This is a genomic window from Neobacillus sp. D3-1R (assembly GCF_052180215.1).
Classification (GTDB): domain Bacteria; phylum Bacillota; class Bacilli; order Bacillales; family Cytobacillaceae; genus Pseudoneobacillus.
This window is the reverse complement of the sequence record NZ_CP197471.1, coordinates 3,464,449-3,481,121: the sequence shown is the minus strand read 5'-3', so window position 1 is coordinate 3,481,121 and position 16,673 is coordinate 3,464,449. Positions and strand designations below refer to the sequence as shown.

The 16,673-nt window shown below is 38.5% G+C and carries 11 protein-coding genes, 20 tRNA genes and 1 rRNA gene; 30 read left to right on the top strand and 2 right to left on the bottom strand.

Features of this window, described 5'->3' with window-relative positions; translation table 11 throughout:
* The first annotated feature begins 62 nt into the window (after positions 1-62).
* From rrf to ACSBPO_RS17820, 22 genes are all read left to right on the top strand, one after another.
* Positions 63-178: ribosomal RNA gene (gene rrf, locus ACSBPO_RS17925) — 5S ribosomal RNA — on the top strand.
* A gap of 11 nt (positions 179-189) precedes the next feature.
* A tRNA-Val gene (locus ACSBPO_RS17920) sits at positions 190-265 on the top strand.
* A gap of 101 nt (positions 266-366) precedes the next feature.
* Positions 367-442, top strand: a tRNA-Thr gene (locus ACSBPO_RS17915).
* Positions 443-480: 38 nt separating this feature from the next.
* Positions 481-556 (top strand) — tRNA-Lys (locus ACSBPO_RS17910).
* 34 nt (positions 557-590) lie between these two features.
* Positions 591-672: transfer RNA gene (locus ACSBPO_RS17905), tRNA-Leu, on the top strand.
* A 43-nt stretch (positions 673-715) separates the two neighbouring features.
* Positions 716-790 (top strand) — tRNA-Gly (locus tag ACSBPO_RS17900).
* Between the two features lie 7 nt (positions 791-797).
* Positions 798-886: transfer RNA gene (locus ACSBPO_RS17895), tRNA-Leu, on the top strand.
* A 71-nt stretch (positions 887-957) separates the two neighbouring features.
* Positions 958-1,034: transfer RNA gene (locus ACSBPO_RS17890), tRNA-Arg, on the top strand.
* Positions 1,035-1,040: 6 nt separating this feature from the next.
* Positions 1,041-1,117: transfer RNA gene (locus ACSBPO_RS17885), tRNA-Pro, on the top strand.
* Between the two features lie 22 nt (positions 1,118-1,139).
* A tRNA-Ala gene (locus ACSBPO_RS17880) sits at positions 1,140-1,215 on the top strand.
* Between the two features lie 38 nt (positions 1,216-1,253).
* Positions 1,254-1,330, top strand: a tRNA-Met gene (locus ACSBPO_RS17875).
* 7 nt (positions 1,331-1,337) lie between these two features.
* Positions 1,338-1,414 (top strand) — tRNA-Ile (locus tag ACSBPO_RS17870).
* A gap of 14 nt (positions 1,415-1,428) precedes the next feature.
* Positions 1,429-1,521: transfer RNA gene (locus ACSBPO_RS17865), tRNA-Ser, on the top strand.
* Between the two features lie 33 nt (positions 1,522-1,554).
* Positions 1,555-1,628, top strand: a tRNA-Met gene (locus tag ACSBPO_RS17860).
* 10 nt (positions 1,629-1,638) lie between these two features.
* Positions 1,639-1,714, top strand: a tRNA-Asp gene (locus ACSBPO_RS17855).
* Positions 1,715-1,725: 11 nt separating this feature from the next.
* A tRNA-Phe gene (locus ACSBPO_RS17850) sits at positions 1,726-1,801 on the top strand.
* Between the two features lie 39 nt (positions 1,802-1,840).
* Positions 1,841-1,914 (top strand) — tRNA-Gly (locus ACSBPO_RS17845).
* 4 nt (positions 1,915-1,918) lie between these two features.
* Positions 1,919-1,995: transfer RNA gene (locus tag ACSBPO_RS17840), tRNA-Ile, on the top strand.
* Between the two features lie 50 nt (positions 1,996-2,045).
* Positions 2,046-2,120 (top strand) — tRNA-Asn (locus tag ACSBPO_RS17835).
* Positions 2,121-2,127: 7 nt separating this feature from the next.
* Positions 2,128-2,218, top strand: a tRNA-Ser gene (locus tag ACSBPO_RS17830).
* 4 nt (positions 2,219-2,222) lie between these two features.
* A tRNA-Glu gene (locus tag ACSBPO_RS17825) sits at positions 2,223-2,294 on the top strand.
* Between the two features lie 162 nt (positions 2,295-2,456).
* Positions 2,457-2,840 (top strand): hypothetical protein, encoded by a 384-nt coding sequence (locus tag ACSBPO_RS17820; RefSeq protein ID WP_442595675.1) that lies wholly within the window; start codon positions 2,457-2,459, stop codon positions 2,838-2,840.
* 55 nt (positions 2,841-2,895) lie between these two features.
* Here ACSBPO_RS17820 and ACSBPO_RS17815 read toward each other — a convergent pair whose 3' ends face one another.
* Positions 2,896-3,090 carry a hypothetical protein gene (locus ACSBPO_RS17815; protein WP_442595673.1) on the bottom strand — a complete coding sequence of 65 codons (195 nt, stop codon included), beginning with the start codon at positions 3,088-3,090 and terminating at the stop codon, positions 2,896-2,898.
* Between the two features lie 341 nt (positions 3,091-3,431).
* On the opposite strand from ACSBPO_RS17815, the gene glgB reads away from it, so the two are divergent.
* The 5 genes from glgB to ACSBPO_RS17790 are packed head-to-tail and all read left to right on the top strand — an operon-like array spanning position 3,432 to position 11,373.
* Positions 3,432-5,372, top strand: a complete 1,941-nt coding sequence (glgB, locus tag ACSBPO_RS17810; RefSeq protein WP_442595671.1) for a 1,4-alpha-glucan branching enzyme — start codon at positions 3,432-3,434, stop codon at positions 5,370-5,372.
* On the top strand, positions 5,320-6,471 hold the full coding sequence (locus ACSBPO_RS17805) for a glucose-1-phosphate adenylyltransferase (protein ID WP_442595669.1): 1,152 nt from the start codon (positions 5,320-5,322) through the stop codon (positions 6,469-6,471). Before glgB ends, ACSBPO_RS17805 begins: the two co-directional genes overlap by 53 nt.
* 30 nt (positions 6,472-6,501) lie before the next feature.
* Positions 6,502-7,530 (top strand): sugar phosphate nucleotidyltransferase, encoded by a 1,029-nt coding sequence (locus ACSBPO_RS17800; protein WP_442595667.1) that lies wholly within the window; start codon positions 6,502-6,504, stop codon positions 7,528-7,530.
* Positions 7,527-8,978 carry a glycogen synthase GlgA gene (gene glgA, locus ACSBPO_RS17795; protein WP_442595665.1) on the top strand — a complete coding sequence of 484 codons (1,452 nt, stop codon included), beginning with the start codon at positions 7,527-7,529 and terminating at the stop codon, positions 8,976-8,978. The genes ACSBPO_RS17800 and glgA overlap by 4 nt, the downstream gene beginning before the upstream one ends.
* The gene (locus ACSBPO_RS17790) at positions 8,968-11,373 is read left to right on the top strand and encodes a glycogen/starch/alpha-glucan phosphorylase (protein WP_442595663.1); all 2,406 of its coding nucleotides are present in this window, start codon (positions 8,968-8,970) and stop codon (positions 11,371-11,373) included. Before glgA ends, ACSBPO_RS17790 begins: the two co-directional genes overlap by 11 nt.
* 108 nt (positions 11,374-11,481) lie before the next feature.
* Here the strand turns inward: ACSBPO_RS17790 and ACSBPO_RS17785 are convergent, their stop codons facing one another.
* Positions 11,482-12,420, bottom strand: a complete 939-nt coding sequence (locus ACSBPO_RS17785) for a 1,4-dihydroxy-2-naphthoate polyprenyltransferase (RefSeq protein WP_442595661.1) — start codon at positions 12,418-12,420, stop codon at positions 11,482-11,484.
* Between the two features lie 270 nt (positions 12,421-12,690).
* On the opposite strand from ACSBPO_RS17785, the gene ACSBPO_RS17780 reads away from it, so the two are divergent.
* Genes ACSBPO_RS17780 through menH form a run of 3 tightly spaced genes read left to right on the top strand, consistent with a single transcriptional unit; the run spans position 12,691 to position 16,657 of the window.
* On the top strand, positions 12,691-14,100 hold the full coding sequence (locus ACSBPO_RS17780; RefSeq protein WP_442595659.1) for an isochorismate synthase: 1,410 nt from the start codon (positions 12,691-12,693) through the stop codon (positions 14,098-14,100).
* Complete coding sequence (menD, locus tag ACSBPO_RS17775) at positions 14,097-15,851, top strand: 2-succinyl-5-enolpyruvyl-6-hydroxy-3-cyclohexene-1-carboxylic-acid synthase (RefSeq protein ID WP_442595657.1); 1,755 nt, start codon at positions 14,097-14,099, stop codon at positions 15,849-15,851. Before ACSBPO_RS17780 ends, menD begins: the two co-directional genes overlap by 4 nt.
* Positions 15,848-16,657, top strand: coding sequence for a 2-succinyl-6-hydroxy-2,4-cyclohexadiene-1-carboxylate synthase (menH, locus tag ACSBPO_RS17770; protein ID WP_442595655.1), 810 nt, complete (start codon positions 15,848-15,850; stop codon positions 16,655-16,657). Before menD ends, menH begins: the two co-directional genes overlap by 4 nt.
* Positions 16,658-16,673: the final 16 nt, after the last annotated feature.

The following is a 16,673-nucleotide window of genomic DNA, read 5'->3' as shown; positions in this document are numbered from 1 at the left end:
AAATTTCCTCTTGAAATATTTTTAAAAGATATTATAATAAACTATGTCGCTAATAATACAAGTCTGGTGGCGATGGCGAGAAGGTCACACCCGTTCCCATACCGAACACGGAAGTTAAGCTTCTCAGCGCCGATGGTAGTTGGAGGATTCCTCCTGTGAGAGTAGGACGTCGCCAGGCATTATAAATATGGAGGATTAGCTCAGCTGGGAGAGCATCTGCCTTACAAGCAGAGGGTCGGCGGTTCGATCCCGTCATCCTCCACCATAGATTTTTTACGATAGTAAAAAGATCTATTTTTAATTTCGCAATAGCGAAAAGAACTTTCTTTAATCTTTTACGATAGTAAAAATATCTTTCATTATTATGCCGGTTTAGCTCAATTGGTAGAGCAACTGACTTGTAATCAGTAGGTTGGGGGTTCAAGTCCTCTAGCCGGCACCAGAGTTTTTTCGCGTTAGCGTAAATAACTTTCCTTTTACGAGCCATTAGCTCAGTCGGTAGAGCATCTGACTTTTAATCAGAGGGTCGAAGGTTCGAGTCCTTCATGGCTCACCAAGTTTTTTTACGACAGTAAAATAAACTACCATATGCGGGTGTGGCGGAATTGGCAGACGCACCAGACTTAGGATCTGGCGCCGCAAGGCGTGGGGGTTCGACTCCCTTCACCCGCACTTATGATTTTTTTCGATTTCAAAAGATTTTAAATTATATATTGCGGAAGTAGTTCAGTGGTAGAACACCACCTTGCCAAGGTGGGGGTCGCGGGTTCGAATCCCGTCTTCCGCTCCAAAGTAGTGCCGGGGTGGCGGAACTGGCAGACGCACAGGACTTAAAATCCTGCGGTAGGTGACTACCGTACCGGTTCGATTCCGGTCCTCGGCACCAAAGTTTTTTCGCGATAGCGAAAAGAACTTTCCTTAAATCTTTTAATAGATAAGAAAAGATGAGAATGAAATGCGCCCGTAGCTCAATTGGATAGAGCGTCTGACTACGGATCAGAAGGTTATGGGTTCGACTCCTTTCGGGCGCGCCATATTTACGGGAAGTAGCTCAGCTTGGTAGAGCACTTGGTTTGGGACCAAGGGGTCGCAGGTTCGAATCCTGTCTTCCCGACCATTAATTTAATCATAACTATCCTGGGGTCTTAGCTCAGCTGGGAGAGCGCCTGCCTTGCACGCAGGAGGTCAGGGGTTCGATCCCCCTAGACTCCACCAAATTATTTTATGACAATAAAATAAATATTCCATAACATGGCGGTGTAGCTCAGCTGGCTAGAGCGTACGGTTCATACCCGTAAGGTCGGGGGTTCGATCCCCTCCGCCGCTACCATGATTTTGGACCTTTAGCTCAGCTGGTTAGAGCAGACGGCTCATAACCGTCCGGTCGTAGGTTCGAGTCCTACAAGGTCCACCATAGTTTCTTTACGCGGAGGAATACCCAAGTCCGGCTGAAGGGATCGGTCTTGAAAACCGACAGGCGGGTTAAACCGCGCGGGGGTTCGAATCCCTCTTCCTCCGCCATATTTTTTAAATTAAATGGATTAATATTATCGTCGCGGGGTGGAGCAGTCTGGTAGCTCGTCGGGCTCATAACCCGAAGGTCGCAGGTTCAAATCCTGCCTCCGCAATAATCCATCTGGTCCCGTGGTGTAGCGGTTAACATGCCTGCCTGTCACGCAGGAGATCGCGGGTTCGATTCCCGTCGGGACCGCCATTTTTATTTGTGGCTCAGTAGCTCAGTCGGTAGAGCAAAGGACTGAAAATCCTTGTGTCGGCGGTTCGATTCCGTCCTGAGCCACCAGAATTTTTTTGCGATAGCAAAAATAATTCACCTTAACATGCGGGTGTAGTTTAATGGTAAAACCTCAGCCTTCCAAGCTGATGTCGTGAGTTCGATTCTCATCACCCGCTCCAAATTGGGCCTATAGCTCAGCTGGTTAGAGCGCACGCCTGATAAGCGTGAGGTCGATGGTTCGAGTCCATTTAGGCCCACCAGAGTTTTTTGTGAAGAGTTTTTTTGCAATAGCAAATTAACTTACCATTGTTCCGCAGTAGCTCAGTGGTAGAGCATTCGGCTGTTAACCGAACGGTCGTAGGTTCGAGTCCTACCTGCGGAGCCATTTTTATGGGGAAGTACTCAAGAGGCTGAAGAGGCGCCCCTGCTAAGGGTGTAGGTCGGGTAACCGGCGCGAGGGTTCAAATCCCTCCTTCTCCGCCATAACGGCCCATTGGTCAAGCGGTTAAGACACCGCCCTTTCACGGCGGTAACACGGGTTCGAATCCCGTATGGGTCATATAAAAAGAGCTGTAGACATTTTGTCACAGCTCTTTTTATCTTGTAAATTATCATTTTTTTATCCTATTTAGTAAGTATAAACCCAATTCTTCAAAAAAATACTTAGCTTGTTTGCGATTATACTTCACTTCGCCGATGTATATTGGACTTTCCGAGGGATATGCTCGACTTTCCGAGGGATATGCTCGACTTTCCGAGGGATATGCTCGACTTTCCGAGGGATATGCTCGACTTTCCGAGGGATATGCTCGACTTTCCGAGGGATATGCTCGACTTTCCGAGGGATATGCTCGACTTTCCGAGGGATATGCTCGACTTTCCGAGGGATATGCTCGACTTTCCGAGGGATATGCTCGACTTTCCGAGGGATATGCTCGACTTTCCGAGGGATATGCTCGACTTTCCGAGGGATATGCTCGACCTTTCGAAGGATATGCTCAACTTCCCAGAAATGTGCTCCACTTTCCAGATATATCCCCAAAGGAAATCCCTTCTTTTCAAATCTCTCCCGATTCCTTCATGGAATATCGTTGTTGTTACATAGCCCAACCTTTAATAAATATAAGCCCCCTTACGTGTTACAGTAAGGGGGCTTATTCTCAATCATACTTCTCTACTTTTTCCGCTAGTTTGTTTCCAGGATTATTTAAATCGAATTCTGAAGAGACCCCAGTATACGGTCCACGGAACATGTCTCCGGTTGCTAGGATTTTTCCATCTGGGGCATCAAACAAAGGTACACGTTCTTCCGATCCTGCTTGTTTTAATAAAAACTCTTCCTCTTTATTAGCCATTCTTACACCACCTATAAAATTCTTTTTAGGTTTATTTGTTTTATTTTGTCTAATTTTCTCTCCATTTATGTCGGAATGGATAGAATTTGCTCATTTCTCCTCATAATAACTATTTTTACCCCGTTTATTGTCTGAAAGTATTACAAGGAATTCTCTGTGAAAACAAGAATAATACAAGAAAGCAGCAGAATACTTTCAAATGAATAATATTTTTCATAGCAAAAAAATAAATTCGATTATTCTCAATTTAGACAGTCTTTATGGCATCTCTGTCAGCACCAACTTGATATGGCTTTTTGTCATATTAGAAGCTAGGAATTTTTATAGGGATGGGGAGAAAAATGGTTTTGAGCACATTGTATCCAACCGATTTCCAAATGCACTTATTTCATGAAGGAACTTTTTATCAGAGCTACCAGTTATTTGGAGCACATGTTTTACATGATTCAGATCGAATTGTAACTCGTTTTTGTGTTTGGGCACCAAATGCCCGAATAGTCAGACTTATCGGTGATTTTAATAATTGGAATGGAACAGAACACACCTTACATAGAGTTAATAAAGAAGGCATTTGGATGTTAGTGGTTCCTGAAAATTTAGAAGGGTGTTTATATAAATTTGAGATTATTACTTCAAATGGAAAAATAGTGCAAAAATCGGATCCATATGCATTTTACTCAGAAATAAGGCCTAACACTGCTTCGATTGTTTATCCCCTGAAAGAGTACCGTTGGAATGATGAAAAATGGCAGCAAAAAAAACAAAAGACTCAGGGTCTTTCACAACCTGTTCTAATTTATGAGTTACATCTTGGTTCGTGGAAGAAAAAGGATAATGGTGATTTTTTAACCTATACAGAACTTGCAAATGAGTTAATTCCCTATGTGAACGAGCATGGATTTACTCATATTGAACTATTGCCTCTTGTCGAGCACCCGCTCGACGCCTCATGGGGATACCAAGGTACAGGTTACTTTTCTCCTACTAGCCGATACGGGACACCTCAGGAATTAAAGTATTTCATCGATCAGTGTCATCAAAATGGGATTGGAGTTATTTTAGATTGGGTTCCAGGTCATTTTTGCAAAGATGCACATGGATTATATCAATTTGATGGCACCCATCTTTATAGTTATGAGCACCAAGCTGATCGTGAAAATGTTGTTTGGGGAACAGCCAATTTTGATTTAGGAAAACCAGAAGTAAATAGCTTTTTAATCTCAAATGCTATTTATTGGATGGAACACTTTCATGTAGATGGTTTCCGTTTAGATGCAGTAGCAAATATTATTTATTGGCCCAATTCTTATGAAAGTAAACCCAATCCGTTTGGAATAGAGTTTTTAAAGAAACTGAATCAAGTGGTTAAAGAGTATGATGAAACGGTCATGATGATAGCAGAGGATTCAACGGAATGGCCGCAGGTAACAGCACCCACCCTATATGATGGGCTAGGATTCCAATTTAAGTGGAATATGGGCTGGATGAATGACATGTTGGAGTATATGAAAACACCGTCGGATTTAAGGAATCAGTCTCATGGGAAGGTAACATTTTCCTTGTTGTATGCTTTTAGTGAAAATTTTGTCCTTCCTTTTTCACATGATGAGGTCGTTCATGGAAAACGTTCATTGCTTAACAAAATGCCAGGTGATTATTGGCAGAAATTTGCCCAGCTTAGATTGCTTTTGGGGTATATGATCACACACCCAGGAAAAAAGCTTTTATTCATGGGGTTTGAGCTCGCTCAATTTGATGAATGGAAGGATAAAGACCAATTAGACTGGAAACTAATGGAATTTGACATGCACAGGAATTTAAATGCATATGTTAAAGAATTAATTAAGATATATAAACGTTCAAAGCCGCTTTATGAATTGGATTTTTTACAAAGTGGCTTTGAATGGATTGATGTTCATAATCGTGACCAATCTATTTTTTCCTTTATACGTAGAGGAAAGAAGGAAGATGACTTTTATATTATTATTTGTAACTTTACTGAAAAAACGTATACCAACTTTAAAGTTGGAGTACCGTCTGATTGTCAGTATCGAGAAGTATTGAATAGCGACCACCACGAGTTTGGTGGTAGTGGGCATATGAATAAGAGTGTTTTAGCAGGAAAAAATGGTGAGTTTCATGGTAGGCCTTATCATATTCAAATGAACATTCCACCATTCGGGATTTCTATTTTACGTCCTGTTAAAACGAGGAAGGAGAGAAAAGGCAGTGGGAAAGAAAAAGTGCGTAGCCATGCTTCTAGCAGGGGGAAAAGGGAGTAGACTTAACTCCCTAACAAAAACGTTAGCAAAGCCAGCAGTACCATTTGGAGGGAAATATCGAATTATCGATTTTACTTTAAGTAATTGTACAAATTCAGGGATCGATACTGTAGGAGTACTAACTCAATATCAGCCACTTCTTTTAAACTCTTATATCGGAATCGGAAGTGCGTGGGATTTAGATCGAATGGATGGCGGCGTAACGGTTTTACCGCCATACAGTGAATCTTCCGATGTGAAATGGTATACAGGTACCGCAAGTGCCATTTTTCAAAATATGAATTATCTACAGCAGTATGAACCAGAGTATGTGTTGATTTTATCAGGTGACCATATCTACAAAATGAATTATGAATTTATGTTAGATTACCATATTGAAAAGGAAGCCGATGTAACCATCTCGGTGATAGAAGTTCCTTGGGTAGAAGCAAACAGATTTGGCATTATGAATACAGATGAGGCATTGAGAATCACAGAATTTGAAGAGAAGCCAGATGAACCAAAAAGCAATCTTGCTTCAATGGGAATATATATATTTCGTTGGGAAGTATTAAAAGAGTATTTAGAAAGAGATGATCAAAACCCTGTCTCTAGTCACGACTTTGGAAAAGATGTTATTCCTCTCTTACTGAAAGAACAAAAGAAAATGTTTGCCTATCCTTTTAAAGGATATTGGAAAGACGTAGGTACCGTTCAGAGTTTATGGGAAGCCAATATGGATTTATTAGATGAGGATTGTGAATTAAATTTATTCGATTATACTTGGCGAATTTATTCCGTAAACCCTAACCAGCCGCCACAATACATTGCACCTGAAGCAGAAGTGATGGATTCTCTTATTAATGAGGGCTGTATCATTGAGGGGGATATTGAAAGGTCTGTTTTATTTCAAGGCGTAAAAGTAGAAAAGGGTGCTGTCATTCGGGAAGCTGTCATTATGTCAGATGCTGTAATTGGCAAAAATGCCTATATCGAAAAAGCGATTGTTCCCGCAGATATAAAGATACCTGAAGGGGCTATTATTTGTGGTGATTCGAAAAGTGGAGAGATTTTACTAGTAACAGAAGAGCTTATTTCCGAGTTGTTAGCCAATAAATAGATAATAATGAGGTAGGGTGGGGGATAGCAGATGAATAAACAATTACTGGGAGTTGTAGATGCAACAGCATTTCATGAGGGGCTTGAAGACTTAATGATTCATCGATCTCTAGCAGCAGTACCTTTTGCTGGAAGGTATCGATTAATAGATTTTGTATTATCTAGCATGGTCAATTCGGGTATTCGAAGCGTAGCCATTTTTCCTAAATTTCAATACCGTTCTCTAATGGACCATCTTGGTTCTGGTAAGAATTGGGATTTAAACCGAAAGCGCGATGGGTTATTCTTTTTTCCATCCCCAAATATCGAAGGAAATAGCCAAGGATTTGGCTGTTTTGAGCATTTTTCTGCCAATATGGATTTTTTTAATCGAAGTCTACAAAAATATTCTTTGATTACCAACTGTTATACGGTATCCAATATGAATTACACAGAAATTCTTAATAAGCACATCGCTTCTGGTTGTGACATTACCGAAATATCGAAAAAGGGTAAATCACTCGGAATGTTTATTGTAAAGACCTCACTTCTTGTTGAATTAATTAAAACAAGGGAAGAAACCGGTTATAAAACGATGAAGGATGTAGTACTAGATATAAATCATTCTTATAAAATTTGCAGCTATGAATATGATGGATATGCTGAAATGATCGATTCTATACAAAAATATTTTTCTACTAGTTTAAATATATTAAACCCTAATATCTGGAAACAAGTTTTTTTAAAGAATCGTCCCATCTATACAAAAGTTAAGGATGAACCGCCTACTAGATATTTAAAAGAGTCACTGGTTCAAAATGCAATGATCGCAAATGGATGCCAAATCGAAGGTAGAGTAGAAAATAGTATCATTGCACGAGGTGTTAAGATTGGCAAAGGAACGACCATTAAAAATTGTATAATTTTACAAAAGTGCTCCATTGGTGAAAATTGTATGTTAGATTCTGTTATTTTAGACAAAGATGTAAGAATAGAAGATGGTACTGTTATGGTTGGATTACCTACTAAACCCCATGTTATACGTAAAGGGACTGTACAAGGAGCGTTGATTAAATCGTGAAGGTATTATTTACTGTTTCGGAATGCGTTCCGTTTATTAAATCAGGAGGTCTAGCCGATGTAGCAGGGTCTTTACCAAAAGAGCTACTCAGTTTAGGAACAGATGTAAGAGTCATCCTTCCGAAGTACGGAGATATTCCAGCAAGTTATCGAAACCAAATGAAGAAAGTTTGTGAGTTTACGGTTCATGTTGGCTGGAGAAATCAATACTGTGGAATTGAAGAGCTAAACTGGAATGGTGTAACTTTTTATTTCATTGATAACGAATACTATTTTAATCGAAAAGGGCTATATGGATATGATGATGATGGAGAGCGCTTTTCATTTTTTAACAAGGCAGTGTTGGAAAGTCTTGTCCATTTAGATTATTTTCCTGATGTGATTCATTGCCATGATTGGCATACAGCTATGATTCCATTTCTACTTAGAGTCCATTACTATCATAAAGAACGGTACGGCTTTATTAGAACCGTCTTTACGATTCATAATTTACAATTTCAAGGGATTTTCCCACGGGAGACGTTAACAGATTTATTGGGAATCGAAGAACGTTATTTTCACCCAGACCAGTTAGAGTTTTTTGGAAATGTGAACTTTATGAAGGGTGGAATTGTAGCAGCGGACAAAATTACCACAGTAAGTCCTACTTACCGCACAGAAATCCAAACTGCCTTTTATGGTGAGAAATTAGAGGGTCTCTTAAAAATGCGGGATGAGGATCTAATGGGTATTCTGAACGGAATTGATGAGGACTTTTATAATACACAAAAGGATGCACTTCTCCATTATCCATACAGCGTAAATGATTTAAAAAATAAGTATAAGAATAAATTAGAAATTCAAAGGCACTATCGTTTAGCAGAAAAAAAGGATGTACCTTTATTAGTCATGATTACAAGACTAACGAAGCAAAAAGGAATCGATTTAGTAAAATGTGTGTTAGATGATATTTTACATGAAGAAGTACAAATGATTGTTTTAGGTACGGGTGATTGGGATTTTGAACAGTTTTTTCAACAAAAAGCAGCACAATACCCAGATAAATTAAAGGTTCATATTGGCTTTGATGAGGCGTTAGCACATAAGATTTATGCGGGAGCAGATTTATTTTTAATGCCATCATTATTTGAGCCATGTGGCCTTGGCCAATTGATTGCAATGAAATATGGGGCAATCCCTATTGTTCGGGAAACGGGCGGATTAAATGACACCGTTCATTCTTTAAACGAAATAACAGGCGAAGGAAATGGCTTCTCTTTTCAGCATTTTAATGCACATGACATGCTGTATACCATCAGAAGAGCGTTTCATTTTTATCATCAAAAACCAGTTTGGGAAAAGTTGGTTCATTCAGCCATGTCAAAGGACTATAGCTGGGCACAATCCGCATTTAAATATAATCAGCTATATGCAGAGCTCATCACGAGGAGTGAAAGCCATGTTTTCTAGCAAAGATCAATTTAAAAAAGTGTTTATCAACCGTGTTGAAGCCATGACTGGAAAAAGCTTTGAAGAAAGTACGGAACGAGATCAATATCAAACCTTAGGGAATATGATACGTGAATTTGTGAGTCGTGATTGGATACAAACCAATCAACAATATCTATCCAATAAAACAAAACAAGTCTATTATTTATCGATTGAATTTCTATTAGGTCGATTGCTCAAGCATAATTTAATCAATTTAGGGATCGACAAAATGGTAGAAGAAAGCTTTCAAGAACTTGGACTCTCTCTAAAAAATATAGAAGAGCTTGAGGCAGATGCAGCATTAGGGAATGGCGGCCTGGGACGGCTGGCCGCTTGTTTTCTTGATTCTCTAGCATCTCTTCAATTACCGGGCCATGGATGTGGCATTCGATATAAGCACGGGTTGTTCGAGCAAAAAATTGTCGAAGGCTATCAAGTGGAGCTTCCTGAGCATTGGCTTAGAAATGGTCATGTATGGGAAGTAAGAAAAATGGATCATGCTGTGGAGGTTCCATTTTGGGGGTATGTAGAAAGTAGCTATGAGAATGGTCGACTTGTTTTTCACCATGTTCATACAGAAAATATTACAGCAGTTCCTTATGATATGCCTGTTGTTGGCTATCAAAATCAAACAGTTAACACACTTCGTTTGTGGAATGCAGAGCCATCCTCCTATCCTATTCATAAAGACATCCTTAAATATAAACGTGAAACAGAGTCTGTATCTGAATTTTTATACCCTGATGATACTCATGATGAAGGAAAAATACTTCGTTTAAAGCAACAATATTTTTTAGTTGCAGCCAGTATTCGCTCCATCATTCGCACTTATCGAAAACAACATCATTCCCTTCTTCATCTTCATGAATATGTTAGTATTCATATCAACGATACCCATCCCGTTCTAGCCATCCCAGAATTAATGAGATTTTTGATTGATGAGGAAGGCTTTCATTGGGATGAGGCTTGGCATATCACTACCAAAACGATTTCATATACCAACCACACAACATTATCTGAAGCTCTTGAACGCTGGCCTGTTCGAATTTTTCAGCCCTTACTGCCAAGAATCTACATGATTGTGGAAGAAATTAACGAGCGGTTTTGCAAATCTTTATGGGAGAAGTATCCTGGAGATTGGAAGAGAATTGAACAGATGGCGATTATTGCCCATCAAGAAGTGAAAATGGCCCATCTTGCTCTTGTAGGCTCTCATAGTGTAAATGGGGTAGCTGAAATTCATACCAATATTCTTAAAGAGCGGGAAATGAAACCATTTTATGAAGTATTTCCAACTAAATTTAATAACAAAACCAATGGCATTACACATCGCCGCTGGTTATTAAAATCAAATCCAGGATTATCTCGATTAATTACGGATGCTCTTAGTGAAGGTTGGATTAAAAAGCCTGAGTTACTTGGGAATTTGATAGATTACAAGGAGGATTCCTTGTTTTTAGAAGAGCTATCAAAGGTAAAAGAAAACAATAAAAAAAAATTAGCTGATACGATTTTAAAAAAGAACGGGATTGTAGTAGATCCTACATCGATTTTTGATATTCAGGTCAAAAGACTCCATGCTTATAAACGTCAGTTATTAAACATTTTGCACATCATGTATTTATATAATCGATTCAAGGAGGATTCAAGCTTTGAGATTCCCCCAAGAACATTTATATTTGGCGCTAAGGCATCACCAGGCTATTATTATGCGAAGAAAGTGATTAAATTAATCAATACTGTGGCCAAAAAGGTTAATGAAGATCCTGCTGTATCAAAATATATAAAGGTTATCTTTCTAGAAAATTATCGTGTTTCTTTAGCCGAAGAGATTTTTCCGGCAGCTGATGTAAGTGAACAAATCTCTACTGCCAGTAAAGAGGCTTCTGGAACGGGTAATATGAAATTTATGATGAACGGAGCCATTACCGTGGGTACGATGGATGGTGCCAATATTGAAATCTTTGAGAGGGTAGGAAGAGAAAATATCTTTACTTTTGGTTTAAGTGCAGAAGATGTTTTACGTTTTCAAAAGCTAGGAGGATATCGTTCGGTAGACTACTATCATCATGATAAACGAGTTCGGAAAGTGCTTGATCAATTGGTTAATGGCTTTTTATTTGATGAAAGAGATGAATTTGAAGTCATATTTGATTCATTAATTACTCAAAATGACCAATATTTTGTTTTGCGGGACTTTTCGTCGTATGTAGATATCCAAGCGGAAGTCGGTGAAGCATACTTGAATAAAAGGGAATGGAATAAGAAGTGTTTAGTCAATATTGCTCAATCTGGCCATTTTTCAAGTGACCGCACCATCCAGGAATACGCCAATGAAATCTGGCGAATAACGGCCAACCAACCAGTCATCTAACAGTTTAACAAATAGTTTAACACTTTAAAGCGCCGGGGGTCTGACCCCCGGCGCTTTAAAGTGAAAAAGCCCTTGTCTTCCGATAGAAGACAAGGGCTTTTATATTTTTTATAAAAGATATCCTAAAAATAATCCAATGGATAGTAGGAAACCAAAGATGGTGTTTGTTTGAGCGGTTGCTTTCATGGCTGGCATCATTTCAATAGGCATGCTTTTTCCGATAAATCCTTTTGTTGCCTTAAATGCCTTTGGTGCACTCAATAAAACGATAGCTAACCAAGGGGATGTAAGCTGTAACGCCATTAAAACAAATACCCAAGTAAATGAAACGATGAACATAGCTGCTAATAATTGAATAGCCTTTTTTCTGCCAAGCAAAATGGCTAATGTTTTACGTCCGAATTCTTTGTCGCCATCTAAATCACGAATATTATTGGAAAGAAGAATCGCCCCAACAAGAATGAAGATAGGAATGGAAACGAGAATACTAATCGTATCCACTGTCCCAGTTTGGATATAAAAAGATATAAGAATAATGAGCATTCCCATGAAAAATCCTGCAAAAATTTCACCAAATGGAGTATAAGCAATCGGTTTAGGTCCACCTGTATATAAATAGCCTACTGCCATAGAAACTAAACCAACTACTGCAAGCCACCAGCTTGATTGGCTACAGATGTAAACACCCAGTAATAAGGCAACTCCGTAAAAACTAAAAGCTAAACGCATAACCGCTTGAGGTGTGATGCCATCACGTACAATGGCACCGCCGATACCAACAGAGTCTTCATTATCTAAACCGCGCTTGTAATCATAATACTCATTAAACATGTTGGTCGCAGCTTGGATTAATAAACTAGCTATTAACATAGCAAGAAAAAGTCCAATGTGAATGGTATGCTCTTGGATCGCAAGTGCCGTCCCAAGTAATACTGGAACAAAAGCTGCAGTTAATGTATGTGGTCGGGTTAATTGCCACCATTTTCGAAAGCCTTGGTTGGATTCAACAACAGGACTAGAGCTTTTCTGCTTTAATTGTGGTTGCATAATCTTCTCTCCCTTTTGAAATTCTTTATATTAAAGTAGTATTTTAAAATTAAACACACAACCCTTAGTTTAGGAAAAGTTCACGATAGTGTCAATGATTTATTACCGTCTATTCTGGTAAGGTATTCCAACAGTAAATCTTATATATAAAGGAAAATAAGTGGTATGATGTGATATGTTTTATTGACATCCTATAAGAATGAGTAGTATGTTAAAGTAGACTTAAAAGGTATGGATTGCAGTCTTTTTGACTGTTTTGGAGGGATTTTTTTGGTTACCATCCAAGAAACGGAGCTTAAAGATGGAATACAATTAGCGATTACTCGGTCTAGAAATCTTAAAAGACCAGTATTAGTTAGTGAAGTCCACAAAATTGACAAGATAAACCCAGAAGAATTTTTTTATGCTGGAAGGGAATTATTTCTAGGAGAACGTTTCTTTTGGAAAGACCCATTAGATAAAACAATCTTTGTAGGATTGGGAAATGCAGGACAAATACAGTCGGATCAGTCAACTGACCGCTTTTTTCTTGTGGAAGAAGAATGGAAACAAGTGTTACAGGATGCTATCATATATAAGCCAATCTCATTACAAGGGATAGGTCCTACCCTTTTTGGAGGCTTCTCCTTCGATCCTTTAAAAATGAAAACGCCATTATGGTCCAAATATCCGAATTCATTATTCCGATTACCAAGGTACATGCTTTCCATTATCGATGGAGTGGCCTATTTAACGACCAATATTTTGTGTACGGGAAATGATGAAGTAACTCTTTCAAAAAAAATAGATAAAGAAAGAAGTTCCTTATTAAATCAATTAGAAAAATTAAACTTTGAAGTAGAAAATAACCCTTTTTCCATAGAAGAAGTAAAACCACACGAATGGAAGGAATCTGTAAAAAAATTAGTAGCGGACCTCCAAAAAAATAAGGTGCTTAAAAAAGTGGTTCTTGCAAGAGAGCTGCGCCTTTATTTTAAACAGTCCATTCAAGTAGAAGGAGTTTTACAGCAATTATTAGAGGCTCAAAAGGAAAGCTTTGTCTTTGCGTTTGAATCGAATGGTGATTGTTTTATTGGCGCTTCTCCCGAAAGATTAGTGAAGAAAGACGGAAAAACCTTGTTTTCAACTTGCTTAGCAGGTTCCACTCCCCGAGGGAAGACAAAAGAAGAAGATGAGCTACTAGGCAGTGCTTTACTTTCCGACCAAAAGAACTTAAATGAACACCAGTTCGTGGTAGATATGATTAAAGAAGCAATGGAAGAATATTGTGTAGATCTTGAAATACCTAATCGACCAAAGCTGATGAAAATGAAATACATTCAGCATTTATATACTCCTGTATCCGGAGTAAGTAAAGAAGATGCTTCTTTACTTGATTTGGTGAAACGTTTGCACCCAACACCTGCTCTTGGTGGAATGCCAAAGTTTGAAGCAATAGAAAAAATAAGAGAAATAGAAGAATTAGATCGGGGATTTTATGCAGCTCCTCTTGGTTGGCTTGATTTGAATGGGAATGGAGAATTTGCAGTGGCTATTCGTTCAGGTCTTATTCAAGGAAAAGAAGCGTCATTATTTGCTGGATGTGGCATTGTCCAGGATTCTGACGCAGAAAGCGAATATATGGAGACAAGAATAAAGTTCCGACCGATGTTAAACGCACTTGGAGGAAATGAAAAATGAATCATCAAGAAGCTTTAACAGCCTATACTGCAGCATTTGTAAGTGAGCTTGTAGAGGTAGGTGTTTACGATGTTGTCGTTAGTCCTGGATCAAGATCAACACCTATGGCCATGATGATGGCTGAGCATCCAACATTAAAAATTCATATTCAAGTTGATGAGCGTTCAGCAGGTTTCTTTGCATTAGGAATGGCCAAGTCTACAAAGAAACCAGTTGCGCTTCTTTGTACTTCTGGTACCGCTGCTGCTAATTATTATCCAGCTATTATTGAAGCAAGTTACTCACGAATACCGCTAATTGTATTAACAGCAGATCGTCCTCATGAATTAAGAGAAGTTGGAGCACCACAAGCTATTGATCAAATCCATCTTTATGGAAAGCATGTTAAAGCTTTTTTTGAGATGCCACTACCTGAAAAAGATCCATCTATGATTCGATATGTACGGATGACCTGTGCACGTGCTGTTAGTACAGCTAGTTGCCATCCAACTGGTCCTGTCCATTTGAATTTTCCATTTCGTGAGCCGCTTATTCCAAATCTTGAGCAAGAAGATTTATTTACAATGGATGAACGGACCGGTCGTTATGTTCATATTGATAACAGTAGTTGGACATTAAGCCAAGAGAAGTTTGTTCAATTAGCCGATCTCTTCTCGGAGCACCGAAATGGAGTTATTGTTTGCGGTCCTATGGATCAAGACCAATTTAACAGTAAGATAGTTCAACTTGCTGAGAAATTAGGTTTCCCTATTTTAGCGGATCCACTTTCCCAGTTGCGAAGTGGTTCACATGATGAGCAGTTCATTGTGGATGGGTATGATAATTTTTTACGGAATGAACAGGTGAAAAAGAGTTTAAAGCCTGATATTATTCTTCGTTTTGGAGCAATGCCGGTTTCGAAAGCACTCACTATTTTTCTAAAAGAAAATTACTCAGCCATACATATTGTTGTAGATGGTGGAAGCGGTTGGCGAGATCCATCAGGATTATCAACAGAAATGGTTTTCTGTGATGAAACCCTATTTTGTGAAAAAATAACCTCACTTCTCCCAGATGCGATGGAGAATGACAATTTGTCTAAATGGCAGACCATTAATAAGCTAACAAGAGAACAGATGCTATCTGTCAGAGATGTGGCTAATATGGATGAAGGAAAGCTATTTGCCCTTTTAGCTGATCTTTTACCTGAAGAATCTACTTTATTTGTAGGAAATAGTATGCCGATTCGCGATCTAGATTCTTTCTTCTTTTTTAATCAAAAGTCGATAAGAATTATGGCGAATCGCGGCGCGAATGGAATTGACGGTACCATTTCATCTGCAATGGGAGCGGCTGTTTATTCAAAAAAAATGTTTTTAGTTTTAGGTGATTTAACCTTCTACCATGATTTAAATGGATTATTATCTTCAAAATTATTAAATATTGATATAACGATCATTATTATTAATAACAATGGCGGGGGTATTTTTTCTTTTCTCCCACAAGCAAACCATCCTAAACATTTTGAATTGCTCTTTGGGACACCGTTAGATTTAAATTTTGAGCATGTTGTAAAAATGTATAACGGTTCTTATACAAAAACGGAGAACTGGGATGATTTCCAAACAGCTTTATCTAATGCGTCAAAAGAGAAAGGTTTAAAAGTCGTAGAGGTTCCAACTAACAGAGAAAGAAATGTTATTCAACATCGAGAATTGTGGAATTCTGTTTCCCGGGAAATAGAAAGTTTCTTGGAGGGTAGCAATCGATGAAGTATTTCGTCGAGGGAGTATCGTATCATGTCGAGGTATGCGGTGAGGGGTACCCACTACTATTATTACACGGTTTTACTGGAAGGGGTTCTAATTGGAGCCCCTATTGTTCCATTTTAGGTAAAAACGCACACATGATTATGCCAGATATTATCGGTCATGGACTTACTGATTCTCCAGAGGACATCCAAAGATTTGAAATCGAAACTGTTGCTAAGGATATTTTTTCAATCATAAATCAATTAGGGTTTGAAAAAATAGATATTCATGGTTATTCCATGGGTGGGAGACTTGCCCTCTCAATGGCTTTACTTTTTCCAGAACGAGTGAGAAAATTAATTTTGGAAAGTGCTTCTCCTGGTTTAAATTCGGCTGTTGCTAGAGAAGAACGCAGAGCTTCTGATTTGAGCCTAGCCCAATCTATTAAAGATAACGGTATAGTAGAATTTGTGAACTATTGGGAAAATATCCCCCTTTTTCATTCACAGAAGAAATTATCAGCACAAGTTCAATCTACTATACGTAAACAAAGGCTAACAAATAGTCCGGAAGGTTTAGCGAATAGTTTGATTGGAATGGGGACGGGTAGCCAACCATCCTATTGGGACAGGTTACACATGATTGAGGCAAAAGTTTTAATGATCGTAGGAGAATACGATGAAAAATTTTGCCGTATTGCATTTGAAATGCAAAAAAGCTTTAAATATGGGAAAATATATAAGGTACCAAATTGCGGACATGCAATTCATGTGGAACTACCAGAAAAATTTGGTACAATAGTAAATGAGTTTTTGTTAAATACATAAAAAGGAGGAATCTATT

What these genes read in the sequence shown, in the direction of transcription:
- ACSBPO_RS17800 (WP_442595667.1), top strand. Translation starts at nt 6,502, where the DNA reads ATGAATAAACAATTACTGGGAGTTGTAGATGCAACAGCATTTCATGAG.
- menD (WP_442595657.1), top strand. Translation starts at nt 14,097, where the DNA reads ATGAATCATCAAGAAGCTTTAACAGCCTATACTGCAGCATTTGTAAGT.
- ACSBPO_RS17820 (WP_442595675.1), top strand. Translation starts at nt 2,457, where the DNA reads ATGCTCGACTTTCCGAGGGATATGCTCGACTTTCCGAGGGATATGCTC.
- ACSBPO_RS17785 (WP_442595661.1), bottom strand. Translation starts at nt 12,420, where the DNA reads ATGCAACCACAATTAAAGCAGAAAAGCTCTAGTCCTGTTGTTGAATCC.
- ACSBPO_RS17790 (WP_442595663.1), top strand. Translation starts at nt 8,968, where the DNA reads ATGTTTTCTAGCAAAGATCAATTTAAAAAAGTGTTTATCAACCGTGTT.
- ACSBPO_RS17815 (WP_442595673.1), bottom strand. Translation starts at nt 3,090, where the DNA reads ATGGCTAATAAAGAGGAAGAGTTTTTATTAAAACAAGCAGGATCGGAA.
- menH (WP_442595655.1), top strand. Translation starts at nt 15,848, where the DNA reads ATGAAGTATTTCGTCGAGGGAGTATCGTATCATGTCGAGGTATGCGGT.
- glgB (WP_442595671.1), top strand. Translation starts at nt 3,432, where the DNA reads ATGGTTTTGAGCACATTGTATCCAACCGATTTCCAAATGCACTTATTT.